The organism is Ilumatobacter sp., from assembly GCF_039969435.1.
Lineage (GTDB): Bacteria > Actinomycetota > Acidimicrobiia > Acidimicrobiales > Ilumatobacteraceae > Ilumatobacter_A.
Window position 1 is genome coordinate 374,347 of record NZ_JBDVNU010000006.1, and the last position, 26,920, is coordinate 401,266.

General features: G+C 68.9%; 16 protein-coding genes. 7 read left to right on the top strand and 9 right to left on the bottom strand.

The genetic code is table 11. The features are described 5' to 3' along the window. Nucleotides 1-5: 5 nt before the first annotated feature. From ABJK40_RS02555 to ABJK40_RS02580, 6 genes are all read left to right on the top strand, one after another. Entirely contained in the window at nt 6-2,483 is a 2,478-nt protein-coding gene (locus ABJK40_RS02555; protein ID WP_348480706.1) for a DUF1501 domain-containing protein, read from the top strand. A gap of 132 nt (nt 2,484-2,615) precedes the next feature. Then, the gene (locus ABJK40_RS02560) at nt 2,616-3,713 is read left to right on the top strand and encodes a hypothetical protein (RefSeq protein ID WP_348480705.1); all 1,098 of its coding nucleotides are present in this window, start codon (nt 2,616-2,618) and stop codon (nt 3,711-3,713) included. A gap of 81 nt (nt 3,714-3,794) precedes the next feature. Then, entirely contained in the window at nt 3,795-4,886 is a 1,092-nt protein-coding gene (gene prfA / locus ABJK40_RS02565) for a peptide chain release factor 1 (RefSeq protein ID WP_348480704.1), read from the top strand. Continuing rightward, nucleotides 4,883-5,821, top strand: coding sequence for a peptide chain release factor N(5)-glutamine methyltransferase (gene prmC / locus ABJK40_RS02570; RefSeq protein ID WP_348480703.1), 939 nt, complete (start codon nt 4,883-4,885; stop codon nt 5,819-5,821). Before prfA ends, prmC begins: the two co-directional genes overlap by 4 nt. Then, on the top strand, nt 5,818-7,389 hold the full coding sequence (locus ABJK40_RS02575) for a glycosidase (RefSeq protein WP_348480702.1): 1,572 nt from the start codon (nt 5,818-5,820) through the stop codon (nt 7,387-7,389). The genes prmC and ABJK40_RS02575 overlap by 4 nt, the downstream gene beginning before the upstream one ends. A gap of 58 nt (nt 7,390-7,447) precedes the next feature. Further along, complete coding sequence (locus ABJK40_RS02580; RefSeq protein ID WP_348480701.1) at nt 7,448-7,891, top strand: hypothetical protein; 444 nt, start codon at nt 7,448-7,450, stop codon at nt 7,889-7,891. On the opposite strand, the gene ABJK40_RS02585 is transcribed toward ABJK40_RS02580, so the two are convergent. From ABJK40_RS02585 to ABJK40_RS02595, 3 genes are read right to left on the bottom strand one after another with little or no spacing between them, the layout of a single operon-like run. Beyond that, nucleotides 7,852-8,520: a hypothetical protein gene (locus ABJK40_RS02585; protein ID WP_348480700.1), complete on the bottom strand. Its 669-nt coding sequence runs from the start codon at nt 8,518-8,520 to the stop codon at nt 7,852-7,854. The two genes, ABJK40_RS02580 and ABJK40_RS02585, sit on opposite strands and share 40 nt — an antisense overlap. 19 nt (nt 8,521-8,539) lie before the next feature. After that, nucleotides 8,540-8,935, bottom strand: coding sequence for a TerB family tellurite resistance protein (locus tag ABJK40_RS02590; RefSeq protein ID WP_348480699.1), 396 nt, complete (start codon nt 8,933-8,935; stop codon nt 8,540-8,542). Further along, nucleotides 8,932-11,124, bottom strand: coding sequence for a prolyl oligopeptidase family serine peptidase (locus ABJK40_RS02595; RefSeq protein WP_348480698.1), 2,193 nt, complete (start codon nt 11,122-11,124; stop codon nt 8,932-8,934). The genes ABJK40_RS02590 and ABJK40_RS02595 overlap by 4 nt, the downstream gene beginning before the upstream one ends. A gap of 175 nt (nt 11,125-11,299) precedes the next feature. Between ABJK40_RS02595 and treY the strand changes: the two genes are divergently transcribed. Further along, nucleotides 11,300-13,687, top strand: a complete 2,388-nt coding sequence (gene treY, locus ABJK40_RS02600) for a malto-oligosyltrehalose synthase (protein ID WP_348480697.1) — start codon at nt 11,300-11,302, stop codon at nt 13,685-13,687. A gap of 7 nt (nt 13,688-13,694) precedes the next feature. Here the strand turns inward: treY and treZ are convergent, their stop codons facing one another. The 6 genes from treZ to glgX are packed head-to-tail and all read right to left on the bottom strand — an operon-like array spanning nt 13,695 to nt 26,828. Further along, complete coding sequence (treZ, locus tag ABJK40_RS02605; protein ID WP_348480696.1) at nt 13,695-15,488, bottom strand: malto-oligosyltrehalose trehalohydrolase; 1,794 nt, start codon at nt 15,486-15,488, stop codon at nt 13,695-13,697. Between the two features lie 25 nt (nt 15,489-15,513). Continuing rightward, entirely contained in the window at nt 15,514-17,409 is a 1,896-nt protein-coding gene (gene glgB, locus ABJK40_RS02610; protein ID WP_348480695.1) for a 1,4-alpha-glucan branching protein GlgB, read from the bottom strand. Further along, complete coding sequence (locus ABJK40_RS02615) at nt 17,406-19,160, bottom strand: 4-alpha-glucanotransferase (protein WP_348480694.1); 1,755 nt, start codon at nt 19,158-19,160, stop codon at nt 17,406-17,408. The genes glgB and ABJK40_RS02615 overlap by 4 nt, the downstream gene beginning before the upstream one ends. After that, nucleotides 19,157-22,465: a maltose alpha-D-glucosyltransferase gene (treS, locus tag ABJK40_RS02620; protein WP_348480693.1), complete on the bottom strand. Its 3,309-nt coding sequence runs from the start codon at nt 22,463-22,465 to the stop codon at nt 19,157-19,159. Before treS ends, ABJK40_RS02615 begins: the two co-directional genes overlap by 4 nt. Then, complete coding sequence (locus tag ABJK40_RS02625; RefSeq protein ID WP_348480692.1) at nt 22,462-24,537, bottom strand: maltotransferase domain-containing protein; 2,076 nt, start codon at nt 24,535-24,537, stop codon at nt 22,462-22,464. The genes treS and ABJK40_RS02625 overlap by 4 nt, the downstream gene beginning before the upstream one ends. Next, nucleotides 24,534-26,828, bottom strand: coding sequence for a glycogen debranching protein GlgX (gene glgX / locus ABJK40_RS02630; RefSeq protein WP_348480691.1), 2,295 nt, complete (start codon nt 26,826-26,828; stop codon nt 24,534-24,536). The genes ABJK40_RS02625 and glgX overlap by 4 nt, the downstream gene beginning before the upstream one ends. Nucleotides 26,829-26,920 lie beyond the last annotated feature (92 nt).

The following is a 26,920-nucleotide window of genomic DNA, read 5'->3' on the forward strand; positions in this document are numbered from 1 at the left end:
TCATCGTGCTCGACCCCGACATCTCCACCGCCGCCGCTCTGCGGCACCTGTCCGTCCCCCCGTCGGACGACCCGTTCGCTCTGGATCGTCGCCGGTTCCTCCAGATGGTCGGTCTCGGCCTCGGGGCCGGGATGCTGGCGGCGCCCGGCGCGAGCGTGCTCGACCTGACCCTTCCCGGACTGGATCCGTCGGCCTGGGGAGCTCCGATCGGGCCCGCCGACGGAATCCTCGTGGTGGTCGGCCTGTACGGCGGCAACGACGGGCTGAACACCGTGGTGCCGGTCAACGACGGTCACTACCACGACCAGCACGGCGTCCTGGCCGTCCCGGCAGGCGACACGCTGCCGCTCGACGCCGACACCGGCCTGCACCCGGAACTGACCGAGTTCAAGAGTTTCTGGGACGCAGGGCAGCTCGCGATCGTCGAGGGCGTCGGCCACCTTCGCTCGGACTTCAGCCACTTCGCGTCGATGGCGAAGTGGATGAGCGGTCGACCCACGACCGTTCCGGACAGCGGCTGGCTGGGCCGCTGGACCGACGGCTACCTGAACGGTGACAAGGACCTGTTCGCCGCGGTGGAGGTCGGCAACTCGGTCCCGCTGCACGTGATCGGTCAGCGGTCGATCGCGACCAGCGTGGCGCCGAGCCGACCCGACTTCGGGGTCCCTCGTTCGTGGCGTGCCGGCGCCGACCTCTCCCTGTTCCGGGCGGTGCGGGCGATGGCGGCTGGCACGCCCACCGGATCCTGGGAACGGCGCGTCGGTGCGGCTCAGGTCGACATGCTCGACGTCGCTGCGTCACTCGACTCGGTCGTCCCGGCCGATGGCGGGCTGTCGGGCACGGAGATCGTCGCCAAGTTGCAGGTCGCGGCCCGCCTGATCAACGCCAACCTCGGCCTCCGGGTGGTGACCGCCGGCTTCGGCGACTTCGACAGCCATGCGGGCCAACCGTTCCAGCACCGAACGCGGCTCCGCGAGCTGAATGCAGCGGTGGGCGAGTTCTACCGCAACCTCGATCCCCGGTGGGTCGGTCGGGTGACCCTGATGACCTTCTCCGAGTTCGGTCGGACCTCGTTCTCCAACGACGGGCTGGGAACCGATCACGGCTCGTCGGCACCGCAGTTCGTGATCGGCTCGACGGTCCGGGGCGGCTTCCACGGCCAGCGCCCCTCGCTCGCGGGGTTGGAACGCTGGCAACGGATGCCGTCCCACGTCGACTTCCGCGACTACTACGCGTCGATGATCGACGGTTGGATGGGCGGTGGCTCCGAGCAGGTGCTCGGCAGTGGCCGACGTGACCTGGGGCTGTTCTCGAGCGGCCCGACGGCCGAGGTCACGTTCCCGCCGACGACGATCCGGGGTGAGTTCGTGGGGATCGCTCCCGAACGGCTCTACGACACCCGCGACGGGACCGGTGGCCGCACCGCCCGCATCGGCCCGGGCGAGACGGTGCGGATCAAGATCGCGGGCGCGGGTTCGGTCCCCACCGACGGGGTCGCGGCCGTCGCCGTGAACCTCACGTCGATCCGACCGGTCGAGGAGACGTTCGTCACCGCGTTCCCGTCGGGTCAGAGCCGCCCCGGTTCCTCCACGGTGAATCCCCGTGCCGGTGCCGTGGTGCCGAACGCGAGCATCGTGGGTGTCGGCTCCGACGGCTCGATCTCGATCTACAACGACCGATCCGACGTCCACCTGACCGCCGACGTGTCGGGCTACTTCGCGCGCTCGGGCGGGCCGTCGACGGGAGCGCTCGGGCGCATGCTGCCGCTGTCACCGTCGCGGATCCTCGACACCCGTGAGGGGGTGGGTGCTGCTGCGTCGACCGTCGCCGGTGGTCAGGCGCTTCGCCTCGTGGTGCTCGGACGCGGTGGCGTGCCTGCCGGGGGTGTCGACTCGGTGGCCCTGAACCTGCTGTCGATCCGGCCGACGGAGGACGGATGGGTCACGGCGTGGCCGACGGGTGCTCCCGAACCGGCAACGGCGAGCCTGTCGTACCGTGCGGGGCGCGTGATCCCGAACCTCACCGTGTGCAAGGTCGGTGCCGACGGGACGATCCAGGTGAGACCGAGTCACGGCACGGTGCACCTGGTCGCCGACGTGGTCGGGTGCTTCACGTCGGCGGGCGCTCGGTTGGCGCCCGTCGCCCCCGCCCGACTGCTCGACACGCGCAGTGGAGTCGGCGCCCGAGCGGCGCGGGTCGGGCCGGGTCGGGAGATCGTCCTGCGCGTGACGGGCAACGGCGTGCCGACGGAGGCCACGGCGGTGGCGCTCAACGTCACCGCCGTGCGTCCGAGCGTGCAGACCTACCTGACGGTGTATCCCGACGGCGAGTCCCGTCCCACTGCGTCGAGCCTCAACCCGGACCCGGGAGAGGTGTCCGCGAACCTGGTGATCGCCAAGGTCGGCGCGGGTGGGCGCATCCGGCTCTTCAACGCCAACGGTGACGTCCACCTCCTCGCCGACCTCACCGCCTACTTCGTCTGACCCGGCCCCGCTCTGTCATCCCGTGTCTGTCAACCCGTGTCAGACACCGTTTGGACGGTCTGTCATTCCGTGTCAGACACCGTTCGGATGGCAACCATCCGGTGTCTGACACCGTGTGGTTAGGTTGGGTTCATGGCTGAGATGGGCGATCCAGGGGTGGGCGATCGTCGACGGCGGCTACTCGGGATCAAACTGAAGGCGCTCGTGTCAGAGCACCTCGGTGTCGCCATCGACGACGAGGTCGCAGCGTTCGGGGCGGGGGCGGCGCTGGTGCACGGCGGCGGCGCCTGGGCGATCGTCGACGGGCCCGCCGCCCGACGGCTGGGCGCGACGCTCGCCTGGGCGATCCGACACGACGCCGAGTCGCTCGACGTCATCGCCGAGCGCGACGGTGGCCTGCTCGCGCGCCGAGCGCAGGCCTTCGATCTGCCGATCCGCGTCTGGTTCGCCGAGGGGCGCACCCTCCTCCCGGTCGTGGCCGAAGCCCCCGAGCCGCCGGCCGAGCCGCCCGGCGAGCACCTCGCGCTGCTCGACATGATCCGCTCGGCGGGGGCCGACCCTCACGTCGAGCGCGGCGTGGTGACCGGCGAGGTCCGCGGCCTCGAGGTCTGTCGGGTCGTCGACGAGCCCACCACGGGGAACTTCGCCGAACTGAGCGATCTGCCGACGTCGGCGAGCGTCGCGTCCGACGACGCCGAACTCGCCGCACGCATCGCCCGGCGAGAGGTCGAGGGTGTGATCCTGGAGGTCGGTGTCGGCGCCAACGATCGCGAAGCGTTCCAGATGCTGCACGGTCACCTGCCCACCCACGAGGCCCTGGCCCGGGTCGTCGACGCGGTCACCGAGCACCGCAGCGAACGAGCCCCGCAGCATCCACTGAACCGGATGGCACCCGAGCGTCACCTCCGGTGGCGGGTCGAGCAGGACCCGTCGTTGCTGTCGTTGCGGGACCTCACACCGGTCGACCCCCCGGTCGATCGTCTGAGCATGAAGCACGCCGAGCCGTGTCTCGCCACGGCGACACACGTCGACGGTGACCCCGTTGCCGTCGTGTTCACCAGCGGTGTCGACCTCGACCTCGTGGCATTCGTGGCCGACGTCGCCGTCCAGCGGAGCGGCGAGTTCGAACGAGTGGTGGTCGTCTCCGGTCCCGAACGCGACCTCGTCCAGATCAATCGGGACCTCGCACGTCGTCTGCGTGTCGACGTCGAGTTCGTCGCGCTGGACTGACACCCTTGCGGCGGTGGGCGACGGAATGACCGGTTCCGGGCATCCGATCGGTGACGGACGCGTCGGTAGCCTGCGCTCACCATGTCCGCCCAGACGATGTTCGACCGACTCGCACAGATCGTCGACGAGTACGACACTCTCGAACGGCAACTGTCCGACCCCGAGGTGCTCGCCGACCCCGACCGGTTGCGGACGGCGTCGAAGCGGTACAACGCGCTGGGCCCGGTCGTCGCGGCCGTCAACCACTACACCTCGCGACGCGCCGACGCCGAGGCGGCACGCGAGATGCTCGACGGATCGTCGGGCGACGAGCGCCAGATGCTGGTGGACGAGATCGACGCCGTCACCGCCGAGTTGCCGGGCCTGGAAGCCGACCTGCGCGAGTTGATGCTGCCCAAGGACCCGCACGACGGACGCAACGTGATCATGGAGATCCGAGGGGCAGAGGGCGGCGAGGAGGCGAACCTCTTCGCTCGCGACCTGTTCGAGATGTACGCGGCGTACGCGTCGTCGAACAAGTGGACCGTCGAGACGCTGTCGTCCACGACGAGCGAGATGGGCGGACTGAACGACATCACGTTCGAGGTGCGCGGCGACACCGCCTGGCGGTCGCTCAAGTTCGAAGGTGGTCCGCATCGGGTGCAGCGGGTTCCCGTCACCGAGAGCCAGGGCCGGATCCACACCTCGTCCGCCACCGTGACCGTGTTGCCGGAGGTCGACGAGGTCGACGTCGAGGTCGACGAACGCGACCTCCAGATCGACGTCTACCGGTCGAGTGGCGCAGGCGGCCAGCACGTGAACACCACCGATTCCGCGGTTCGGATCACGCACGTGCCGACCGGAGTGGTCGTCACCATGCAGGACGAACGCTCCCAGTTGCAGAACCGGAACCGAGCGATGCAGGTGTTGCGGGCCCGCCTGTTCGAACGCGCCGAGCAGGAGCGCGCCGACGAACTGTCGGCGGAGCGTCGCTCCCAGGTCGGTGGAGGCGGGCGCAGCGAGAAGATCCGCACCTACAACTACAAGGAGAACCGGCTCACCGACCACCGCATCGGCTTCACGGTCTACCGCCTCGCCGACGTGCTCGCCGGTGATCTGTCGTCGGTGGTCGACGCGTTGACCTCCGACGAACGCAGCCGACTGCTCGCCGAGGGAAGCCCCGACGCGTCGTGACGCGCTCCGACGGCACGGTCACCTGGCGTGAACTCCTCGCCGAGACCCGGTCGCTCGTCGACGACCCGCAACACGCACGCTGGATCTGCGAGATCGCCACCTCGTCCACGGCCGACGAGTTCCGGGAGATCCTCGACGATGCCGCAGGCGAGCGGGCGGTCGCCCACCTCGACGCGATGGTCACCCGGGCACGGACCGGTGAGCCGATCCAGTACGTGCTCGGTTCGTGGTCGTTCCGTCACCTCGACCTCGCGGTCGATGCCCGGGTGCTGATCCCGCGACCGGAGACCGAACTCGTCGCCGAGGTCGCGATCGGGCTGGCGGCCACGTTCGGGCCGACCCGTGCCGTGCTCGACCTGGGGACCGGTTCGGGTGCGATCGGCCTGGCGATGGCGGACGAACTGCCGCTGACGGGAACATCGGTGTGGATCACCGATTCGTCACCCGACTCGCTCGCCGTCGCTCGGGCGAACCTGGCCGGTGTCGGGCGGGCAGCGGGCAACGTGCGGGTCGCCGAAGGTCACTGGTTCGACGCTCTGCCCCGTGACGAGCGCTTCGACGTGATCGTGTCGAATCCGCCGTACGTGGCGACGGGATCGCCGGAGGCCGAACGGATCGTGACCGATTGGGAGCCGCACGATGCGCTGTTTGCCGGGGCCGACGGCCTCGACGACCTGCGACGCATCGTCGCCGACGCTCCTGCCTGGCTCCGCCCCGGCGGGTGGCTCGTGGTCGAGCACGGGCACGACCAGGGCGCAGCCGTGGCCGGACTGTTCGAGGACGCGGGGTTGTCCGACGTCGAGACCCGACTCGACCTCAGCGGACTCGACCGCATGACGCTGGGTCGGCTCGCGCCGGAGTCGGCGGCGCCCGGACACGTTGCCTCGGGACGGCTTGCGCCCAGCACTGCAGACGGGGCAGCATCGTCGTCGTGAAGTCCGACCTGCCCAACGGCGTGATGCTCAACGTCTACCCCGACAGCATCGGTGGACGTCTCACCGGAACCGTCACCCTGCTGGAGCACCCGGCACTCTCCGACGTGTTCTCCATGCTCTACGTGCTTCCGTCGTGCTTCCACAGCGACCTCGACCGCGGGTTCTCGATCATCGACTACGACCTCGACGAGGACATGGTCGACGCCGACGACCTCGCCGCACTGGAACGACTCGGGATCGCACTCAAGTTCGACCTGGTCCTGAACCACCTCTCGGTCGGATCACCCCAGTTCCGCGACATGGTCGCGCTCGGTGACGCGTCGGAGTTCCGAGACTTCTTCATCGACTGGGACGAGTTCTGGGACGGGAACGGGACCCTCTCCGACGACGGCCACGTCGTACCCGATCCGCAGCACCTGGAGCGCCTGTTCATGCGCAAGCCCGGACTGCCGATCCTGCGTGTGCGCTTCCCCGACGGCACGGACCGCAACTACTGGAACACCTTCTACCAGCAGGTCACCGACGGCCCGGAGGGTCGCGAATACCTCGGCCAGATGGACGTCAACGCCGAGTCGGCCGCCGTGTGGGAGTTCTACCGCGAGACGATCGAGAAGCTCAGCGGCTACGGAGCGAGGATCCTTCGACTCGACGCCTTCGCGTACCTGCACAAGGAGGTCGGCAAGACCAACTTCTTCAATCGCCCCGGCACCTGGGACCACCTCGAACGGCTCCGGGTGATCGCGGCGGAGTTCGACCTGACGCTGCTCCCCGAGATCCACTCCGAGTACGGCTCCGGGCTGCACGAGGAACTCGGCGACCACGGCTACCCCGTGTACGACTTCTTCTTCCCCGGGCTCGTGATCGACGCGATCGACTCCGGCGACGTGACCCACCTCGTGCGGTGGATCGGCGAGATCCTCGACAACGACCTGAAGGTCGTGAACATGCTGGGCTGTCACGACGGCATCCCGGTGATCGACCTCCGCGGGGGTGTCGACGTCGACGGCGTGCAGCGACCCGGGTTGTTGCCCGACTCGACGATCGAGGCCACCGTCGAGCGGTTGATCGAGCGTGGCGGGCGGGTCAAGAACCTCTACGGCGCCGACGGGACCAAGATCTCCTACTACCAGGTCAACGCCACGTTCTTCAGCGCCCTGGGCGAGGACGAGCATCGACTCCGCCTCGCCCGGGCGATCCAGGTGTTCATGCCGGGCACACCGGAGGTCTGGTACCTCGACCTCTTCGCGGGAGCGAACGACGACGCCGCCGCCGACGCCGCGGGGGAGGGTGGTCACAAGGAGATCAACCGCACCAACCTCTCGATGTCCGACGTCGACGCGGGGCTCGCCCGACCGATCGTGGTCGATCAACTGGCCATGCTCCGGCTGCGCAACACGTCACCCGCATTCGCGGGCAGGTTGGAGATCGGGGCCACCCCGCCGGATCGTCTGCTGCTCACGTGGACCCACGACGATGCGATCGCCGTCCTCGATGCCGACCTGTCGACCGGAGCGTTCACGATCGTCGACCGACGCGGCGCCGAGGAGTCGACCCTCCGGTTCCCGTGACGCCCGGAGTTCGTCGGAGATGCGGCGCGGCCGGCTCGGGAGCGGGAGAATCACCGCCATGACGATCACACCGATTCCTCGTGCAGCCATCGACGCCACGGCACCGACGTCGCGTTCGACGTTCCGGCACCTCGCCGCGTGCGTCGGCGCCACGAACCGGGACGCCGACACCATGCGTCGGGCGCTGCTCGCGACGTGGGCCGGGCACACCGGTGACGACGACCTCGTGCGTCGGCTCCGGCGCCTCGACCATGCGGACCCGGATGGAGCGCAGGGCGTCGACGCGCGGCTCGCGGTCTGGTTCGAGCCGGTCGACCCGGGTGACGGCACGCTCGTGGCCGCGAACGATCCCGTGCTCGTCGGGGTGTCGGAGGAGCCGAGAGGCCGTCTCGCGGCGATGCTGCGTGCGATCCCCGGAACGAGCAGCGACGACCCCGAGTCGCCCTCGGCGCCGGAAGGTGCTCAGACGGAGGGGACCGAGGCGACCTCGACGACGTCGTAGTCCTTGGTGATCACGAAGTCGGCCAGTTGCTTGTGGCCGGCGATGATCTTGTGTTCGGTCTTCAGGATGTTCTCGACGAACGGGTCGTCGACCTCGCCACCCCGGTTGCGCTTCTGGCGGTGTTCGAGCGTGTCGAGTCGGTTGCGATCGATGAACACACGGGTGTCGATGTGTCGCAGGAGCGAGGTGTAGGTGCCCTCCACCACCACGACCTGGACGCCGGCCAGTCCGATCGTCTCGTCCTCGACGCTGTTGGCGTCGTAGTCGATGAGCGGCTTGGTGATCTCGTCGGCACCGCCGATGGCGTCGACCAGGTTCTGCTCCATCAGGTCGAGGCGTACTTCCACGTGTGGGCCGAGCCAGTCGGGATCCTCACGACGGCGTGCGTCGTTGGACGTGGGAGGGAGCACGAAGTAGTTGTCCTGCCCGAGCAGCACGGCGCTCACCCCGTGTGCGCCCAGTGCGTCGACGATCGCCTGCCCGGTCTCGGACTTGCCGCTCCCGGACTCACCGGCGACGCTGATCGTGTAGCGCGCCGGCTTGGATGCGATGGCATCGAGCAGGCTCGGGACGATCGCCGCCGCCGCCCGCTCGTGGTGCTCCTCGAGCACGATGATGTCGCCCTTCACGTGGTGCCTCCGGCGCTCGTCAGTCGAACCGGACGGCGACTTCGGCGAGGATCGAGCCTTCCTCGGGCGAGAGTTCCTCGTCGGCGCCGGCGACGTCCCGTGCGGCGGAGAAGAGAGCGGACCGCAGGACGCGGCTGCTGATCGTGGCGTCGATCTGGTCGAGGAACTCGATGGTGCGGCCCGTCTCGATCGCCCGTCGAGCCGTCTCGATCGCCGGACGCAGGTAGTCCTCGAACGGGAAGTCGGCTCCGCGCCACTCCTCGCTGATCTCGCGCACCGCATCGACCTCGCGATCGTTGATGTTGTCGTCGGCGAGCATCACCAACGTCAACAGCTGGAGCGCGGCGCGGTGCTCCGCGTCGGCGGTGGCGTGGACGGCAACGCCACGGTAGAGCTCGGCCAGTCGATCGTTCATGAACCCGATGCTTCCAGATCGAGGCCCAGTGAGCGCGACAGGAAGTCGAGTTGATGCACGAGGATGTTCTCGGCGACCACTTCCTGCGGTGTCATGTGGGTGACGCCGACGAGTGGAAGCACCTCGTGTGCTCGACCGGCAGCGAGCAGGGCGGACGACAGTCGCAGCGTGTGCGCAGCGACGACGTTGTCGTCGGCCAGACCGTGGATCAACAGCAGCGGGCGGGTGAGGTCGGCCGCGAGCGGCAGGAGCGAGTTGGCGTCGTAGACGACGGCACCCTCCTCGGGTCCCGTGCCGTTCGGGTCGCCCAGGTAGCGCTCGGTGTAGTGGGTGTCGTACAGCCGCCACTCGGTGACCGGAGCGCCGGCGATCGCCGCGTGGAAGACGTCGGGGCGCTTCAGCACGGCGAGCGCAGCGAGATACCCCCCGAAGCTCCAACCGCGGATCGCCACACGATCGAGATCGACCGCGGCGAACCTCGTGGCGGTGTCGTGCAGCGCGTCGATCTGATCGTCGAGCGGCGGGTTCATCAGGTCGTTGCGGACCGCCCGCTCCCACTCCGCGCCGCGCCCGGGAGTGCCGCGCCCGTCGGCCACGACGACCACGAACCCCTGATCGGCGAACCACTGCGACGACAGGTGGGCGTTGTGGCTCGCGGTGACCCGCTGCGCGTGCGGGCCGCCGTACGGGTCGAGCAGGACCGGCAGCTTGGTGTCGTCGTCGGGGTCGTGACCGGTCGGGAACAGCACGGCGGTGGCGATGTCGCGATCGCCGGCCTTGATCAGCGTGAGGTTCGGCGCGATCGACGGGAGCTGTGCGTGCGAGGTGATCGTCGGGCCGTCGACGACGCGGTCGACGAGCACGGTGTGGGTGGCTCCGGGCGTGTCGGGGACGAGCGATCGGACGACACAGGTCGTGCCGCCGACGGCGATCGAGTGGACCCCGACGCGTTCGGTGAATCGCCCGGGTCGGGACCCGTCGGCCTCCGGATCGGTCGACGGCGTGGTCGACCAGACGTGCAGCTCGGTCGGCTCGTCGGGATCGTTGGCGAGGAACACGATGGTGGGGTCGTCGCTGTCGTCGAAGTCGGCGACGGCAGCCACGGAACGGACCTGGAGATCGTTCGGCGTGACCGGGCGGTCGTCGACGTACAGGCGTCGCATGCCGTCACGATCCGACGCGGTGAGGAGGGCGCCACCCGGCAGGAGTCGGGGAACGCCGGGGACGTTCTCGATCCAGGCGTCGTCGTAGTCGCTCGTGAGAGCGATCGCCTCGCCCGTGCCGAGGTCGACCTTCATCGCCATCGAGCCACGCTGGTCGCGCGACTGCACCGACATCAGGAGCCCGTCCTCGGTCCAGTCGACATGGGCGAGGTAGGGGAAGAACTCGCGATCCCAGTCGACCATCCGGCGTGATCCGTCGAGGCCGAGCAGATGCAGCGTGACGATGGGATTGTCGGTCCCGGCGGCGGGGTAGCGAACGGTGCGCGCCGGTCGGTTCGGGTCGGCTGGGTCGGCGATGGTCCACTCGGACACGGGGCCGTCGTCGACCCGGCAGGCGGCGATCGTCTGACCGTCGGGACTCCACCAGAAGCCGCGGAACCGGTGCATCTCCTCGGCCGCGATGAAGTCGGCACCGCCCCAGGACACGGCGTCGGAGTCCTTGGGGTCGTCGCCGGCGAGCAGTCGCGACGAGCCGTCGAGTTCTCCGATTCGCAGGGTGCGGCCGCTCACGTACGCGAGGCGGGTAGCGGTCGGGTCGGGCCGGGGATCGTGGACCGGCCCCTGCACGTGGATCGGTCGGGCCTGGCCGCTCAGCAGACCGGCAGCGAAGAGAGCGCCGTTGAGTGCGAACGCGGCGACCTGGCACTTCGCGTCGGTCGCGTACGCCGTGATCCCGGTGGAGCCGTCACGCGTGCGTTCGCGACGTGCGCGCTCCTCGTCGGTGACCTCGTCGCGGATGTCGTCCCCGGCCGGATCGTCGAGGCCGAGCAGCGCACGAGGGTCGGCCACCAGTCGCTCGGCGCCGGTGTCGACGTCCATCACCCACAGTGCGTTGACCGGGTCGTCGCCGGCCGACGAGCGCAGGAACACGATCCGCTTCCCGTCCGGGGAGACCGTGACGTTGCGGGGTTCGCCCAGGGTGAACCGTTGGGTGCGGGCGTACTGGCGGGGAAACGAATCGCTCACGCCCGCACTGTAGATGCACCGGTCGGTGGCGACCGGTCCCCTGCGTCTGATCGGCGTCGGGTCCGGGTAGTCCTGCACCATGACCTCCGGCAGTTCTCCGAGAAGCGGCTCCGCGCCCGACACCCCAGCCTCCGACCCTGCGGTCCCGCCGTCGTTGCGGGAGCCGACGGCGTCGATGCGGCTGCAACTGACACCCGACTTCGCATTCGCCGATGCCGCCTCTCGACTCGCCACGATCGCCACACTCGGTGTGTCGCACGTGTACCTCTCACCGATCGCCGAAGCGGTGACCGGCAGCCGACACGGATACGACGTGACCGATCACACCCGGGTCCGCTCGGATCTGGGTGGCGAGGCAGGCCTCGAACGACTCCTCGACGCCGCCGAGGAGCGCGGCATGGGTGTGATCGTCGACCACGTGCCGAACCACGTGTCCGTCGAACGCGCCGAGCTCAACGCGCCGTGGTGGGAGACGCTGCGCGGCGGCCCCGACACCGACGCCGCGCTCTGGTTCGACATCGATTGGCAGGCGACGGGCGGCAAGGTCATCGTCGCGAAGCTCGGCGCGCCGCTCGACGAGATGCTCGACGACGGCGACATCGTGATGGGTGACGGCGATCGCGGACGCGAACTCCGGGTCGGTGATCTGCGCTTCCCCCTGGCAGCGGGTACCGAGCACCTCGACGTGCGCGACGCCGTCGGGCGACAGCACTACCGGCTCGCCTTCTGGCGCGACCCCGCTCGCAACGTCCGGCGCTTCTTCACCATCGACGATCTCGCCGCGGTGTGCGTGGAACACGCAGCCGTCGCCCACGTCGTCGACACGCTCCCACGGAACCTGACGGCGCACGCCGCATTCGCTGGTGTCCGTGTCGACCACGTCGACGGCCTCGCCGACCCCGGCTCCTACCTGGAGGGCCTGCGCGACGTGATCGGCGAGGAACGCCTGCTGTTCGTCGAGAAGATCGTCGCGACCGGTGAGCCGCTGCCGACCGGGTGGCCGGTCGACGGCACGACCGGCTACGAGCAGGTGACCGTCGCCGAGCACGCACTCCTCGACCCCGCTGCCGAGGAACACCTGATGCGTGTCTGGGAGCGTCGGTCCGGCGGCCGGTCCTTCGCCGACCTCGACGACGCTGCCCGAGCCGAAGTGCTCGCCGACGGCCTCGATCCGGACTTCGACCGTCTCGCCACGGCGATCGCCGACGCCCTCGCCACGACGGCATCGGAGGTGAGGCCTGCACTCGATGCCATGACGCGCTCGATCGATCGCTACCGGACGTACCTGCCCGACGACACGGCCTCGGAGCAGGTGTTCGAGCGCGTCGTCGAGCGCGCCTCGAGTCGTCCCGACACCGACGGATCGGCGGTGCGCGCCGTCGCCGACACGATCCGCACATCCGACGGCCTGCTCGCACGCTGGCAGCAACTGACCGGTCCGGCCGTGGCCAAGGGTGGGGAGGATCGCGCCTTCTACCGATGGTTTCCGCTGGCTTCGCTGTGTGAGGTGGGCGGCGACCCCGAACGGTTCTCGATCCCGGTCGCCGAGTTCCACGCCGCCCAGCTCGCCAGGCAGAGCGCCCATCCGACGGCGATGCTCGCGGAGACGACCCACGACACGAAGCGCTCGGGCGGGGTGCGGGCTCGGTCGCTCGCGCTGGCCGCACACGCCGAGGAATGGGGGGCGGTCGTCGACACCTGGCTCGACGGCCGGGATTCGCCCGGTCACCCTGCCCTCGACCGCGACGGCGGGCTCGGTGCCGGCATCGTCGACCTGGCGATGCAGACCGCCGTCACCGCTCGACCGATCGACGCCGTTCGACTCGGTGACTACCTCGTCAAGTCGGCACGCGAAGCCGATCTGATCACGACGTGGACCGCGCCCGACGACGAGGTGGAGGCCGCCCTGCGGTCGCTCGCCCACGCGCTCGTCGACGCTGCGAGCTCAGGACCGCTCGCCGACTTCGCCGACCGGATCGAACCGATCGGTGACGCCGCCGGACTCGGACTGCTGGCACTCCAGCTCACCTGCCCCGGTTTCGCCGACCTCTACCAGGGCTCGCCGCGCCGGTTGCTCACGCTCGTCGATCCGGACAACCGAGGTGAGGTCGACTGGGACTCGATCGCCGCAACGATCGAGAGGGTGCCGACCGCCGATGCTGCGACCGCACACGCCGACGGGGACGTCGACTTGGCCCGGACGGTCCTCACCGAGCGCATCCTGCGTCTCCGGCGTCGCCGGCCCGAAGCCTTCGGCGCCGGCGCCGGCTACCTCGAGCTCCAGGCGTCGGGACCCGATGCCGAGAAGGTCATCGCCTTCGCCCGCACCGACGGCGGCAACGCCGGTGACGGCGCATCGGTCGTGGTGATCGTCACCCGGGTCACGAACGACCCCGGGAACGACGCCGAGGTCGAACTTCCGGCTGGGACGTGGCGCAGCGTCACGGTCGACGACGCGGCGATCGAACAGGGCGGTCGCCGCCGGCTGGCTGATCTCCTGGGTGCGAGTGCCGGACGGTCGGGCATTCCGGGAGTCGAGGTCCTGGAGCGGACCGACCGCTGAGTTGCGGTCAGCGAGCGACCCGAAGTCGGGCTGACCACGGGGCGAGCGCGCCGTGCGTCGCTCCGCTCGTGTCGAGCACGGTGGCGTGAACCTCGACATCGCTCGATTCGAGACCGGCGTCTTCGTCTCCGAAGTTCAGGATCAGGATCGACTCGGTGCCGTTCGAGCGTCGACGCACGGTCATCACGAAGCCGTCGACGGTGACGTCCTGCTCGGCGTCGGCGTCGGTCAGCACGGGGTGTTCTCTCCGGATCCGCAGCAGTTCGCGGTACAGGTCGAGCACGTGGCGATGCTCGTCGGAACGTTCGACGATCGACGGGTCGAGCACAGCCTCCCGGTAGGTCGATTCGGCGGCAGGATCGGCCACGCCACCCTCCCAGTCGACACCGGAGAACTCCCGTCGGCGACCCTCCTGCACGGCGCGGACGAGGTCGGGGTCACCGTGGTCGACGAAGTACGGGAAGGGCGCCGGTTCGGCGTACTCCTCGCCCATGAAGAGCATCGGTGTGAAGGGCGCCAGCAGCGTGGCGGCAGCGGCGAGACGCAGGCGGGGGTCGCCCGGGCCACCGTCGTGGAGGAGTCGGTTGCCGAGCGGTGTGTTGCCGTTGTGGTCGTGGTTCTGCGAGAAGGCGATGAACCTGCGGTGGTCGACGTGGTCGGCGTCGGAGCCGTGTCGGCGACCGAAACCCGTCGAGTGCTGGCCTCGGTAGACCCATCGATGTCGCCAGGCCTCGGCGAGGTCGTCGACTCCGGAGTAGCCGGCGTAGTACTCGTGACGTTCGCCCGTCAGCGCCACCCGCAACGCGTGGTGGACGTCGTCGCTCCACACCGCATCGCATCCCCAACCGCCGGAGCCGACGTCGGTGACGATGCGGGCATCGTTCGACGAACTCTCGATGGTCACCAGCACGTCGCGCTGCGCCTCGGCGGCGGCATGGTGCACGGCGGCGGTCAGTTCCGCCACGAACGGTCTCGCCGTCGGGTCCACGATCGCATGGACCGCGTCGAGCCGCAGACCGTCGAGGTGGAGGTCGGTGACCCAGCCGACCGCGTTGGCGATCAGGTAGCGCCGCACCGAGTCGCTGTGTCGTCCCGACACGTTGACGGCCCCACCCCACGGGGTGGAGTAGTCGTCGGTGAGGTAGGGACCGAAGCGGGGCAGGACGTTGCCCTCGGGCCCGAAGTGGTTGTACACCACGTCGAGGAACACACCGAGGCCCTTCGCGTGAGCGGCGTCGACGAACCGGGCGAAGCCGAGGGGTCCGCCGTAGCTCGCCTGGGTGGCGTACGCGAACACCCCGTCGTAGCCCCAGTTCCGGTGGCCGGGGAAGGCGTTGACGGGCATCACCTCGATCGTCGTGACACCGAGGTCGACGAGGCGGTCCAGTTGTCCGATCGCCGCGTCGAAGGTGCCGTCGGGTGTGAACGTGCCGACGTGCAGTTCGTAGAGGACCGTGGCGTCGAGCGGTACGCCCGCCCAGCCGGCGTCGGTCCACGGGAAGGTGGTGACGTCGACGACCTCGGAGGGTCCGTGGACCCCGTCGGGCTGGAGTCGACTCGCCGGGTCGGCCAACAGGTCACCCTCGTCGAGGCGGAACCGGTACCGGTCGCCGGCCCCGACGCCGTCGACGGTCGCCGACCACGTGGCGTCCGAGGACGTCGGCCCGTCGGTCGGTTCCGTGGGAGTCAACTCGACGGTGAGAGGGTCGCCGTCGGACCGCTCGACCACGACGTGCACGCGGTCGGCGTCGGGTGCCCACACCTCGAAGCGCGTCGCATCGCCGACCACGGTTGCGCCCAACCGGTTCGTGTCCGGTCGGTGTGGATCACTCGCCGCCATCGCGGTCCCCCGGGACGAAGAAGGCGGCGCCGAGCGGCGGGATCGACACGATGATCGAGTGGTAGAAACCGTGGGCGTCGACGGGAACGGTGTGGTTGCCCTCGAACGCATTCAGCACGCCGCTCCCCGAGTACTTCGGATCGTCCGTGTTCAGCACCTCGGTCCAGCGCCCGGCGGTCGGGACGCCCAGCCGGTAGTCGTGCTGGGGTTCCGGCGTGGCGTTGAACACGGCGAGCACGGGACGTGCGTCGCCCGACGGATCGAGTCGGAGCCAGGCGTACACACTTCGGTCGGCGTCGCCGCCCTCGACCCAACGGATCCCCTCGGCGTTGCTGTCGCCTCGGTGCAGCGCGGGTTCCGACGCATAGAGCGCGTTGAGATCGGCGAGGAGGATGCGCACGCCGGCGTGCATGTCGGCGTCGTGCAGCGACCAGTCGAGGGTCGAGTCGTGGTTCCACTCGAGGCGGGTCGCCAGTTCGCCGCCCATGAACAGCAGCTTCTTCCCGGGCTGCGCCCACTGCATCGCGTACAGCAGGCGCAGGTTGGCGAACTGTTGCCAGGCGTCCCCCGGCATCTTGTTCAGGAGCGAACCCTTGCCGTGGACCACCTCGTCGTGGCTGAGCGGCAGCACGAAGTGTTCGCTCGCCGAGTAGACGGAGCGGAACGTGATTTCACCGTGGTGCCAGCGACGGTTGATCGGGTCCTCCTGGAGGTACTGGAGCGTGTCGTGCATCCACCCCATGTCCCACTTGTTGCCGAATCCGAGGCCGCCGATGTAGGTGGGGCGGCTGACCATCGGCCACGAGGTCGATTCCTCGGCCATCGTGGCGACGTCGGGGAACTCGCCGTACACGGCTTCGTTGAGTTGGCGCAGGAACACGATCGCGTCGAGGTTCTCCCGGCCACCGAACTCGTTGGGGATCCACTCACCCTCTTTGCGCGAGTAGTCGAGGTACAGCATCGACGCCACCGCATCGACCCGCAGTGCGTCGACGTGGTAGCGGTCGAGCCAGCACATCGCGCTCGAGATCAGGAACGACCGCACCTCGTTGCGCTGGTAGTTGAAGATCGCCGAGTTCCAGTCGGGGTGGTAGCCCTGGCGGGGGTCGGCGTGTTCGAACAGATGGGTACCGTCGAACTCGTACAGGCCGTGCGCGTCGGTCGGGAAGTGCGACGGCACCCAGTCGAGGATCACGCCGACGCCGCGCTGGTGGAGCCGGTCGATCATCTTCATCAGGTCGGTCGGGCTGCCGTGGCGAGCAGTCGGAGCGAAGAACCCGGTGGTCTGGTAGCCCCACGAACCGTAGAACGGATGCTCCATGATCGGCAGGAACTCGACGTGGGTGAAGCCGTGGGCGAGAACGTGGTCCGCGATCGGGTCCGCCAGTTCGTCGTAGCGCGGGAACAGCCGGCCGTCGCTCACGTGTCGACCCCATGACCCGAGGTGGAGTTCGTAGATCGACACGGGCGCGTCGAGCGCGACCCGTTCGCCGCGAGTCGACATCCACTCGTCGTCGCCCCACTCGTGGTCGAGGTCGGCGATGATCGAGGAGATCCCGGGAGCCTCCTCGGCCGCGGCACCGACGGGGTCGGACTTCTCGACCGTGGCGCCCTGCCGATCCGTCACGCGGTACACGTACCGGTCGCCGATGCCGGCGCCATCGACCCAGCGGCTCCACACGCCGCCGTCGCTCCCCGTCAGTTCGTGCTCGCCGGACCAACCGTCGAACGATCCGGCGACGACGACCCGCGTGGCGTTGGGGGCCCACACGGCGAAGCGTGTGCCGCCGTCGCCGGGCTGTGCACCGAAGGAGCGGTGCAGATACCGATGGGTGCCTTCACCGAAGAGGTGCAGGTCGAGATCGTCCGGGTGATGGTTCACGAGGGGGTCCTTCCGAGGAGTTCGAGGCGGCGCACGACACGGTCGTCGGCCAGCGTCTCCGATGTGGGGCGGTCGAGGCGGCGCCGCCAGATGCCGTCGACGACGCGACCGGGCAGGTTGTGCGGACGGGTCTCGTCGACGAGGTCGTCGAGGTCGACCACCACGATCTGAGCGTCGCTCGCGCCGAGGCGCGTGATCACCGCGTCGAGCAGCGGTTGGTCGGCCGGCGTGGCGGCGCCGAGTCGGTCGCGGTAGGCCGCCGTGGTCTCGGCGTTCGCCGGGTCGTCGACCACGGCGGCGAACGGCGCCATGTCGTGGGTACGCACACCGGCGACCGAACGGGCGGGGATCTCGGCGAGATCGGGTCCGTCGAGGTGGAACTGTTCCTCGTGCATGCCGAGGACGTTCCAGGCGTCGAGTGCCGCATCGACCTCGGGTGGCACGGTGCCCAGGTTCTCACCGACGATGCCCACGCCGGCCACGGCGGCCTCGGCGGCGATCACGGCGAGCAGTTCGTCGTGCGGATACCGGACGTAGACGCCACGGTCGGCGCTCTGACCCTCGGGAACCCACCAGAGCCGGTGCACGGCCATGACGTGATCGATCCGCAACAGGTCGCAGTAGCGGCCGGCGCGGGCGATCATCTGCCGCCACAGCTCGTAGCCCGACTGGCGTATCGCCGCAGGGAGCTGGGGCGAGAAGCCCCAGTTCTGTCCTTCGGTGAAGAACGTGTCGGGAGGAGCGCCCACGGACATCGACGTGGCGAACAACTGCGGATGAGCCCACGTCTCCCACCCCTCGGGATGGGATCCGATCGGCAGATCGAGCGACAGCGACGCCGATCCGTTGTGGCCGATGGCGCTCAGCTCGCGGTCGGCCAGGTACTGCGCGAGCACGTGCGAGCGCTCGACCACGAGGTCGCCACCGGACTCACGTGAGGCCATGAACCGGGCGAACGACCCCACGTCGGGATGTGCGGCTCGGAAGCGGTCGAGTTCGCCGACGAGGAGGTCGTCGGCGTCGAGTGCGGCCCGGAGGAGTTGGCGGCGTCGTCGGGCCGCCAGTTCGCGCCAGTCGACGTCGCCCCCGAGGCCGTCGTCGCCGAGGTCGGGAAGCGGAGCAGCGGGCAGACCCGCGTCCGAGAGGTAGACCTCGTTCCAGTGCAACCGACTGATCGGGGAGTACGGGCTGGGGTCGAACGGCTGGTCGAGGAACGCCGCGTACAGCGGGAGCGTGGCGACCATGTCGACGCCGAACCGGGTCATCCGGTCGGCGAGTCGCGCGAGGTGCCGGAACGACGGCAGCGGCTCGTCGTGTTCCCAGAGCGAGTAGGCGGGCGCGAACAGGCACGACGAACGCTCGACCGGGTCGAACCCGGGCATCGCCGACGGGGCCACGACGACGAGGCATTCGGCGACGTGACCGTCGGCCTCGATGCGCAACGTGTGGCATCCGACGGGGAGCCCGTCGGGGAGATCGACACCGCCGGGTCCGAGATTGACACCGACGCTCGTTCCCTCGACGGTCAACTCGGCGTCGGTGGGCGTCGCCGCCACGGCGACGGTGAGCGCCGGGTCGAGATGGATCGGCTCGACGATGTGCGCCGGGTGTCGCGAGCGATCCTCCTCGAGGACCTCGACCACCCGAGCGACGACCACCTCGTCGGCGTCGTGGGTCACCTGATCGACGTCGTCGTAGGTGACCTCGACTCCCAGTTCGATCGCGCGTCGGCGCAGTGCGTCGCCGATCATCGAGTCCTCTTCGAACGAGCCGAACTCGCCGACGGTTCGAGCATCTCGACGACGGCGTTCAGCGGCCAGGCGACCCAGCCGGGTCGGTTCGCCAACTCGTAGCGAACCTCGTACAGGCTCTTGGTGACCATGTACACCTCGAGGAGCAGACGCATCTCGTCGGGGTCGTCCGGGACGAGCCCCGATCCCCGTACGGCGTCGGCGTACGTGGCGACCAGGCGGCGCTGCATCTCGTCGGTCCACGCGGCGCGCCATGTCTCGACCGCCGAGCGACTGGCATCGCCGACGCGGCCCCGCTGCGTGGCGGTGTCCACGGCGACGCGACCGGCGTAGTCGAGGGATCGCAGCAGCCCGGCGACGTCGCCGAGCGGGGACCGCTTGATCGTGCGTTGGCCCATCGGCTGACCCGGCTCGCCCTCGAAGTCGATGAACACGATGTCGTTGCCCGTCCAGAGGACCTGGCCGAGGTGCAGATCGCCGTGGATCCGGATCCGCTTGGCCAGCATCTTCGTGGTGGTGAGCGGATCGAAGCGCGAGATCAGTTCGTCGCCGCGTTCGATCACGACGTCGGCCAGTGCGGCGGCCTCGGGTGCGAAGTCGTTCGATCGGCGGTGGCGTTTCAGCTCTCGCTGGGTCGCACGGACCGAGTTGCGAACCGTCTGCAGGATCGACCGCTGCCACTGCAGGTTGAACGACTCCGGACGCAGCTCCTCGGCCGTGCTCTCCGCGAGCGAGCTGTGCAGCTCGGCGGTGCGGCGTCCGAGGAGATCGGCGAGCGCTGCTGCGACGGCGTCGACGGGCGCCGCGGGCGTCCCCGAGCCGTGGTCGCGGAACAGGACGTCGTTGTCGATCGCCAGCGACAGGTCGTCGAGCACGCGGACCCAGAGGTCACTCTCGTGATCGACGGCGTCGTGGACGACCATCACCATCGCCGGTGCGGTCTGCTTCGGGAGGGAGAGGTCGAGCGTGGCGGCCACGCCGGGCATCTGCGTGAACTCGGTTCGGGCCAGGTGGCGGGGGAGTGTGACGTCGGGGTTCTCGCCGATGTCGACGCGCCGGATGAGCTTGGCGATCAACTCCTCCCCGCCGTCGAGGGAGACGATGGCCGACGAGTTCGACTGTTCGACGCCCAGGATCGTCACGTTGCGCCAGTCGTCGGCCACACCCGACAGTCCGTCTCGTTCGGGGGCGCCGGCGAGCCGGTTGCGGCCTTGTTCGAAGTGTTCGCCGTCGACGGCGGCCGCCACCAACCGAGCAGCGCCTCGCGCGTCGGTCATCGCGTCGATGAGCAGGGCGCCGTCGTCGAGTCGGGCGATCACCGTGGACGCGTGGAGGTTCTCGACCGTGGTGGCCGTGTCGGCGGTGACCCTCTGCATCGGAATCGCGTAGCGGTGGTCGTCGCCCTCGGTGAACGACACGACGGCGGTCACGAACAGCACGTCGCCGTCGATCGGGACCACGGTCTCGATCGTCAGGTCCCTGACGGTGCGGTCCTTGCCCGCGTACCACCGGCGCTCGGGGAGCCATGCTGACAGGGCGCGGGTCAGTGCGGCCTTGCGACGGCCCACCTCGTCGAGGCTTCCCGGGAGGTGGGGCACCGTCTGGCGTCCCGCCTCCTCGCGGACGTGTTCGAGCGAGAACCAGAAGAAGCCGTACGGCGCGAGCGTGAGCGAGTAGGGGAGTTCGCCGATCGGGGCGAAACGGTTCTGACCGAAGACCTCGACGGGTGTCGCTCCCATGTGGTCGGGAAGGTCGAGTTCGACGTGTTGTGCGAGGCGGGAGAGGTTCGCGACGCACAGCATGGACACGGCTCCCGACTCGCCCGGCATGGTGCGGGTGAAGGCGAGCACGTGCGGGTTGTCGGGGTCGAGGAACTCGATCGCCCCACGCCCGAGTACCGGGTGGCGGTTGCGGAGCGCGATCAGCTGACGCATCCACGACAGCAACGACGCCGGGTTCTCCGACTGGGTCTCCACGTTGACGCTCTCGTAGTGGTACTCCTGCTCGGTGATCAGCGGAAGGTAGAGCCGGTGCGGGTTGGAGTCGGAGAAGCCCGCGTTGCGGTCGGCGGTCCACTGCATCGGGGTGCGCACGCCGTCACGGTCACCGAGGTAGACGTTGTCGCCCATGCCGATCTCGTCGCCGTAGTAGACGACCGGCGTGCCGGGCAGCGAGAACAGCAGCGCGTTCAGCAGTTCGATCTTGCGTCGGTCGTTGCCGAGCAGCGGTGCCAGGCGACGGCGGATGCCGAGGTTGATCCGCATCTCGTCGTCACGGGCGTAGGCCCGCAGCATCAGGTCGCGCTCCTCCTCGGTGACCATCTCGAGGGTGAGCTCGTCGTGGTTGCGCAGGAACGTCGCCCACTGACAGCCGGGAGGAGGCTCGGGGGTCTGCTCCATGATGTCGATGATCGGCGTGCGGTTCTCCATCTGGACCGACATGAACAGTCGAGGCATGACGGGGAAGTGGAAGTTCATGTGGCACTCGTCGCCGTCGCCGAAGTAGGCAGCGGACTCCTCCGGCCACTGGTTCGCCTCGGCGAGCAGCATCCGTCCGTCGTACTTGGCATCCATGTGGGCGCGCATCCGCTTCAGCGCGGCATGGGTCTCGGGGAGGTTCTCGCAGGTGGTGCCCTCGCGCTCGTACAGGTACGGCACGGCGTCGAGCCGCAGCCCGTCGACACCCATGTCGAGCCAGAAGTCGAGCACGCCCAACACCGCCTCCTCGACGGCCGGGTTGTCGAAGTTGAGGTCGGGTTGGTGGGAGTAGAACCGGTGCCAGAAGTACTGACCGGCGACCGGGTCCCAGGTCCAGTTCGACGTCTCGAAGTCCTGGAAGATGATCCGTGCGTCGGAGTAGTCCTCCGGGTTGTCGGTCCACACGTAGAAGTCGCGCTCGGGGGATCCCTTGGGGGCGCGCCGTGCACGCTCGAACCACGGGTGCTGGTCGCTGGTGTGGTTGATCACGAGTTCGGTGATCACCCGGATGCCGCGTTCGTGGGCCGCGTCGAGCAACTTCTGGAAGTCCTTCGTCGAGCCGTACTCCGGGTTCACGGTCATGTAGTCGGCGATGTCGTAGCCGTTGTCGCGTTGGGGCGACGGGTAGAACGGCAGCATCCAGATCGCCGTGATCCCGAGATCGGCGAGGTAGTCCAGTCGGTCCCGCAGGCCGTTCAGGTCACCGACCCCGTCACCGTTGGAATCGCTGAAGGCCCGCAGGTGCAGTTCGTAGATGACGGCGTCCTTGAACCAGTCGGCGCCGTCGCTGTGGATCGTGGTGGAGGTCGCAGGTTCGGTCGTGGTCATCGGATGGTCCTTCCGGGGTCGTCGTTCGTCGCGTCGGCAGCGGCCGGGCGGTGGCCGTGGACGGTGAAGATGTGCGCCATCGCCCCGTACGGCGACAGCTCGACGTAGTTGCGGTTGCCGCGCCAGTGGTGCGTCGTGCCGCCGAGTCGGTCGACGACGTCGTAGCTCGACTCGTACTCCAGGCCGACCGCTGCCAGATCGACGTCGACGAAGCCGCGGTGCTCGGCGAACGGGTCGACGTTGACCACCACCAGGACGGGGTCACCGATGCCTGCGGGGTCGGTCTTGGTGAAGCACAGCAACGATTCGTCGTCGCACGGGTGGAACGTGATCGACGCGAGGTCGCACAGCGCAGGGTGCTGACGTCGGATCTCGTTCAGGCGTGCGAGCAGGGGAGCGAGAGAGTCCGCTCGATCGAGGTTCCAGTGGCGCACCTCGTACTTCTCCGAGTCGAGGTAGTCCTCGACGCCGTCGCGAGGTGAGGTCTCGAGCAGTTCGAACAGCGGGCCGTACACGCCCCAGCTGGGAGACATGGTCGCCGCGAGGATCGCCCGGCTCACGAACCCGGCGCGTCCTCCGTGCTGGAGTTGCTCGGTGAGGATGTCGTGGGTGTTCGGCCACGCGTTCGGGCGCAGGAAGTCGATCGTCTCGGTCGACAGTTCCTCGAAGTACTCGCGGAGCTCGTGCGCGGTGTGGCGCCACGCGAAGTACGTGTACGACTGGTTGAACCCGAGTTTCGCGAGCCGCTGCATGACGCGCGGCCGGGTGAATGCCTCGGAGAGGAAGATCACCTCCGGATGCGCCGTACGGATCTCGCCGATCGCCCACTCCCAGAACGCGAACGCCTTCGTGTGCGGGTTGTCGACGCGGAAGATCGTGACGCCCCGTTCGATCCAGAACCGGAAGACGTCGGCGAGTTCGGTCCACAACGCCTGCCAGTCGTCGGTCTCGAAGTCGAGCGGGTAGATGTCCTCGTACTTCTTCGGCGGGTTCTCGGCGTACTGGATCGAGCCGTCGGGACGCCGGACGAACCAGTCGGGGTGCTCGCTCACCCACGGATGGTCGGGCGAGCAGTTGAATGCGATGTCGAGTGCCAACTTCATCCCGCGCGCATCGCATGCAGCGGCCAGTGCGGTGACGTCGTCGACGGTGCCGAGTTCGGGCGCGACGGCGAAGTGGCCCCCGTCGGGCGAGCCGATCGCGTACGGGCTCCCCACGTCGCCGTCCTGCGCGTTCGTGGAGTTGTCCCGACCCTTGCGGTTGGTGGTGCCGATCGGATGGACCGGAGGGATGTACACCACGTCGAAGCCCATGTCGGCGATGTGGTCGAGGCGGTCGATCGCCGTGCGCAGCGTTCCCGGTGCATCCGGTGCGACGTCACCGTCACTCGCCGTGGACCGCGGGAAGAAGGAGTACCACGAGCCGATCGCGCCGAGGAGCGGGTCGACGTCGATCGGGAGGGGGGCCCCCGAGTCGGCGGCATCGCGCGGCTCGCAGCGGTGGAACAGCTGGGTCCAGTCGTCGTCGGTGATGGCTTCGGTGTTCCCGGATTCGAGCGCCGTCCCGAGCGTTGCCAGCCTGGCCAGATCGGCGTCGGTGGCGGCGTGGTGTGGCGTGGCGCGCATGGCGGCGACCAGAGCTGCGCCGATCGCCGCTTCGACCTCGACATCGAGACCCGCAGCGACCTTCGCGGCGGTTCCGAGGCGCCACGTCTCGGCGTGCGACACCCAGCCGGTCACCTCGTAGTTCCACCGGCCGAGTTCGTCGGGCGTGAACCACGCCTCGAAGCGATCGTTGCCGAGAGGTGCCATCGGGATCGTGCGGACGGCATCCGACGACGCCGACCCGACGGCCGCTTCGGCGAAGACCACGTCGTGACCGTCGGTGAACACGTCGGCCACGATGCGGACGGGCCGGCCGATGCTGGCCTTGCCGGCGAACGCTCCACCGTCGACCATCGGCGACACCGGCTCCACGATGGTGCGGGAGGGTCGGTGCGCCGGGAATCGACCGGCGGTTGCGGCGTCGGCTGTTCCGGGAGTCGACGGCGTGGTCGGTGGCGGCATGTTCATCGATCGGTCTCCTCATCGGTCGGCGTGTCGAACGCAGCGTCGGTCTGGGCGAGGGTGTGGGGGGTGCCGGAGTCGGCGTCGGTGGCCTTGGCGTCGTGGGTCTCGGAACCGTCGGCCGGTGCCGGACTCCGACGTGCGGGCATCTTGGACCGTTGCGACGGCGCGCGGGTGGAGCGCAGCACCCGCAGCGAGTGGGGGAGCAGTTCGACCACGTCGCCGGGTCTGGCGGCGATGTTGCGGCGGACCCCGACCCGGGGGTCGGCGGAGTCGAGGTCGACGGTCCACCGTCGTCCCCACTGCGGGCCCGGGATGGTCCACGAGAGAGCCTCGTGCCCGGCGTTGAACAGGAGGAGGAACGAATCGTCGATGACCCGCTCGCCGTAGTTGTCGGTGGTGGGGATCGTCGTGCCGTTGACGAACACGCCGACGGCCCGTGCGTAGCCCGTGTCCCAGTCGTCGTCGGTCATCTCCTCGCCGTCGGGGCGAAGCCATGCGAGATCCTCGATGCCGCGGATGCGCCGACCCTGGAACCACCGTCGGCGTCGGAACACCGGGTGAGCGGCACGGAAGGCGATGACGCGTCGGCACCAGTCGACGAATTCCTCGTCGACGTCGTGCCACGGATACCACGACAGTTCGTTGTCCTGGCAGTAGACGTTGTTGTTGCCGTCGTGGGTCTGACCGAGTTCGTCACCGCCGACGATCATCGGGACGCCCTGGCTGAGCATCAGCGTCATCATCAGGTTGCGGCGCTGGCGGTCGCGCAGGGCGCGGATGGCCGGGTCGTCGGTCGGCCCCTCGACCCCGTGGTTCCACGACCGATTGTGCGACTCGCCGTCGTTGCCGTCCTCGCCGTTCGCGTCGTTGTGCTTCTCGTTGTAGGACACCAGGTCGGTGAGCGTGAACCCGTCGTGTGCGGTCACGAAGTTGATCGACGCGGTCGGGCGACGGGTGTCGGCTTCGTACAGGTCGGAGCTTCCGGTGAAGCGCGATCCGAACTCGGCCAGCGTCGACGGCTCACCGCGCCAGAAGTCGCGGATCGTGTCGCGGTACTGACCGTTCCACTCCGACCACTGCGGCGGGAAGTTCCCGACCTGGTAGCCGCCCTCACCGATGTCCCAGGGTTCCGCGATCAGCTTGACCTGGGAGACGACGGGGTCCTGCTGGACGAGGTCGAAGAACGCCGACAGGCGATCGACGTCGTGCAGTTCCCGCGCCAGGGTCGACGCGAGATCGAACCGGAATCCGTCCACGTGCATCTCGAGCACCCAGTACCGCAGGCTGTCCATGATCAGTTGCAGGACGTGCGGGTGGCGCATGTTCAGGCTGTTGCCGGTGCCGGTGAAGTCGAGGTAGTACCGCGGGTCGTCCTCCATCAGCCGGTAGTACGCCTGGTTGTCGATGCCCCGCATCGACAGCATCGGCCCGAAGTGGTTGCCCTCGGCGGTGTGGTTGTAGACGACGTCGAGGATCACCTCGATGCCTGCCGCATGCAGCGACTTGACCATCGTCTTGAACTCCTGGATCTGGCCCAGCGCCACCGACGACGTGTATTCGTTGTGCGGCGCGAGGAACGCGATCGAGTTGTAGCCCCAGTAGTTGCGCAGGCCTTTCTCCATCAGGTGGTGGTCCTGCACGAACTGGTGCACCGGCATCAGCTCGATCGCGGTGATGCCGAGATCGTGGAGATGCTCCACCACCGCCGGGTGTGCGATCCCGGCGTAGGTGCCTCTCAGCGCCTCGGGCACGCTCGGGTGCGTCATCGTCATGCCGCGGACGTGGGCTTCGTAGATCACGGTCTCGTGCAGCGGGGTCTCGGGTGGGCGGTCGTTGCCCCAGTCGAAGAACGGGTCACCGACCACGGCCTTCCACACGTGCGGCGCGCTGTCGGTGGTGTTCATCTCGAGCGGGCTGTCGAAGTCGTAGGCGAAACACGCGGGGTCCCAGTCGATCTGTCCGTCGATCGCCTTGGCGTACGGGTCGAGCAACAACTTCGACGGATTGCACCACGTGCCACGCTCCGGCTCCCACGGGCCGTGGACGCGGTATCCGTAGCGCTGGCCGGGGCGGACGTCGGGCAGGTAGGTGTGCCAGATGTGGCCGTCGACCTCGGTCAACTCGATGCGTTCCTCGTCGTTCCCGTCGGCGCCCTCGCCGTGCAGGCACAGCTCCACGCCGTCGGCGACGCTGGTGAAGAGCGAGAAGTTCGTGCCCGACCCGTCGTAGCGGGCGCCGAGTGGGAACGGACGACCGACCCAGGTGCGGCGGGACAGGTCGTGTGCGCGGTTCACCGGCTCAGTGTGTCCATCGTTCGCGTTCTCAATCGTCCGATTTTCCGACGTCCGACGGGCGAGGTCAACCGTGGATTCCCGGATCGCGGCCG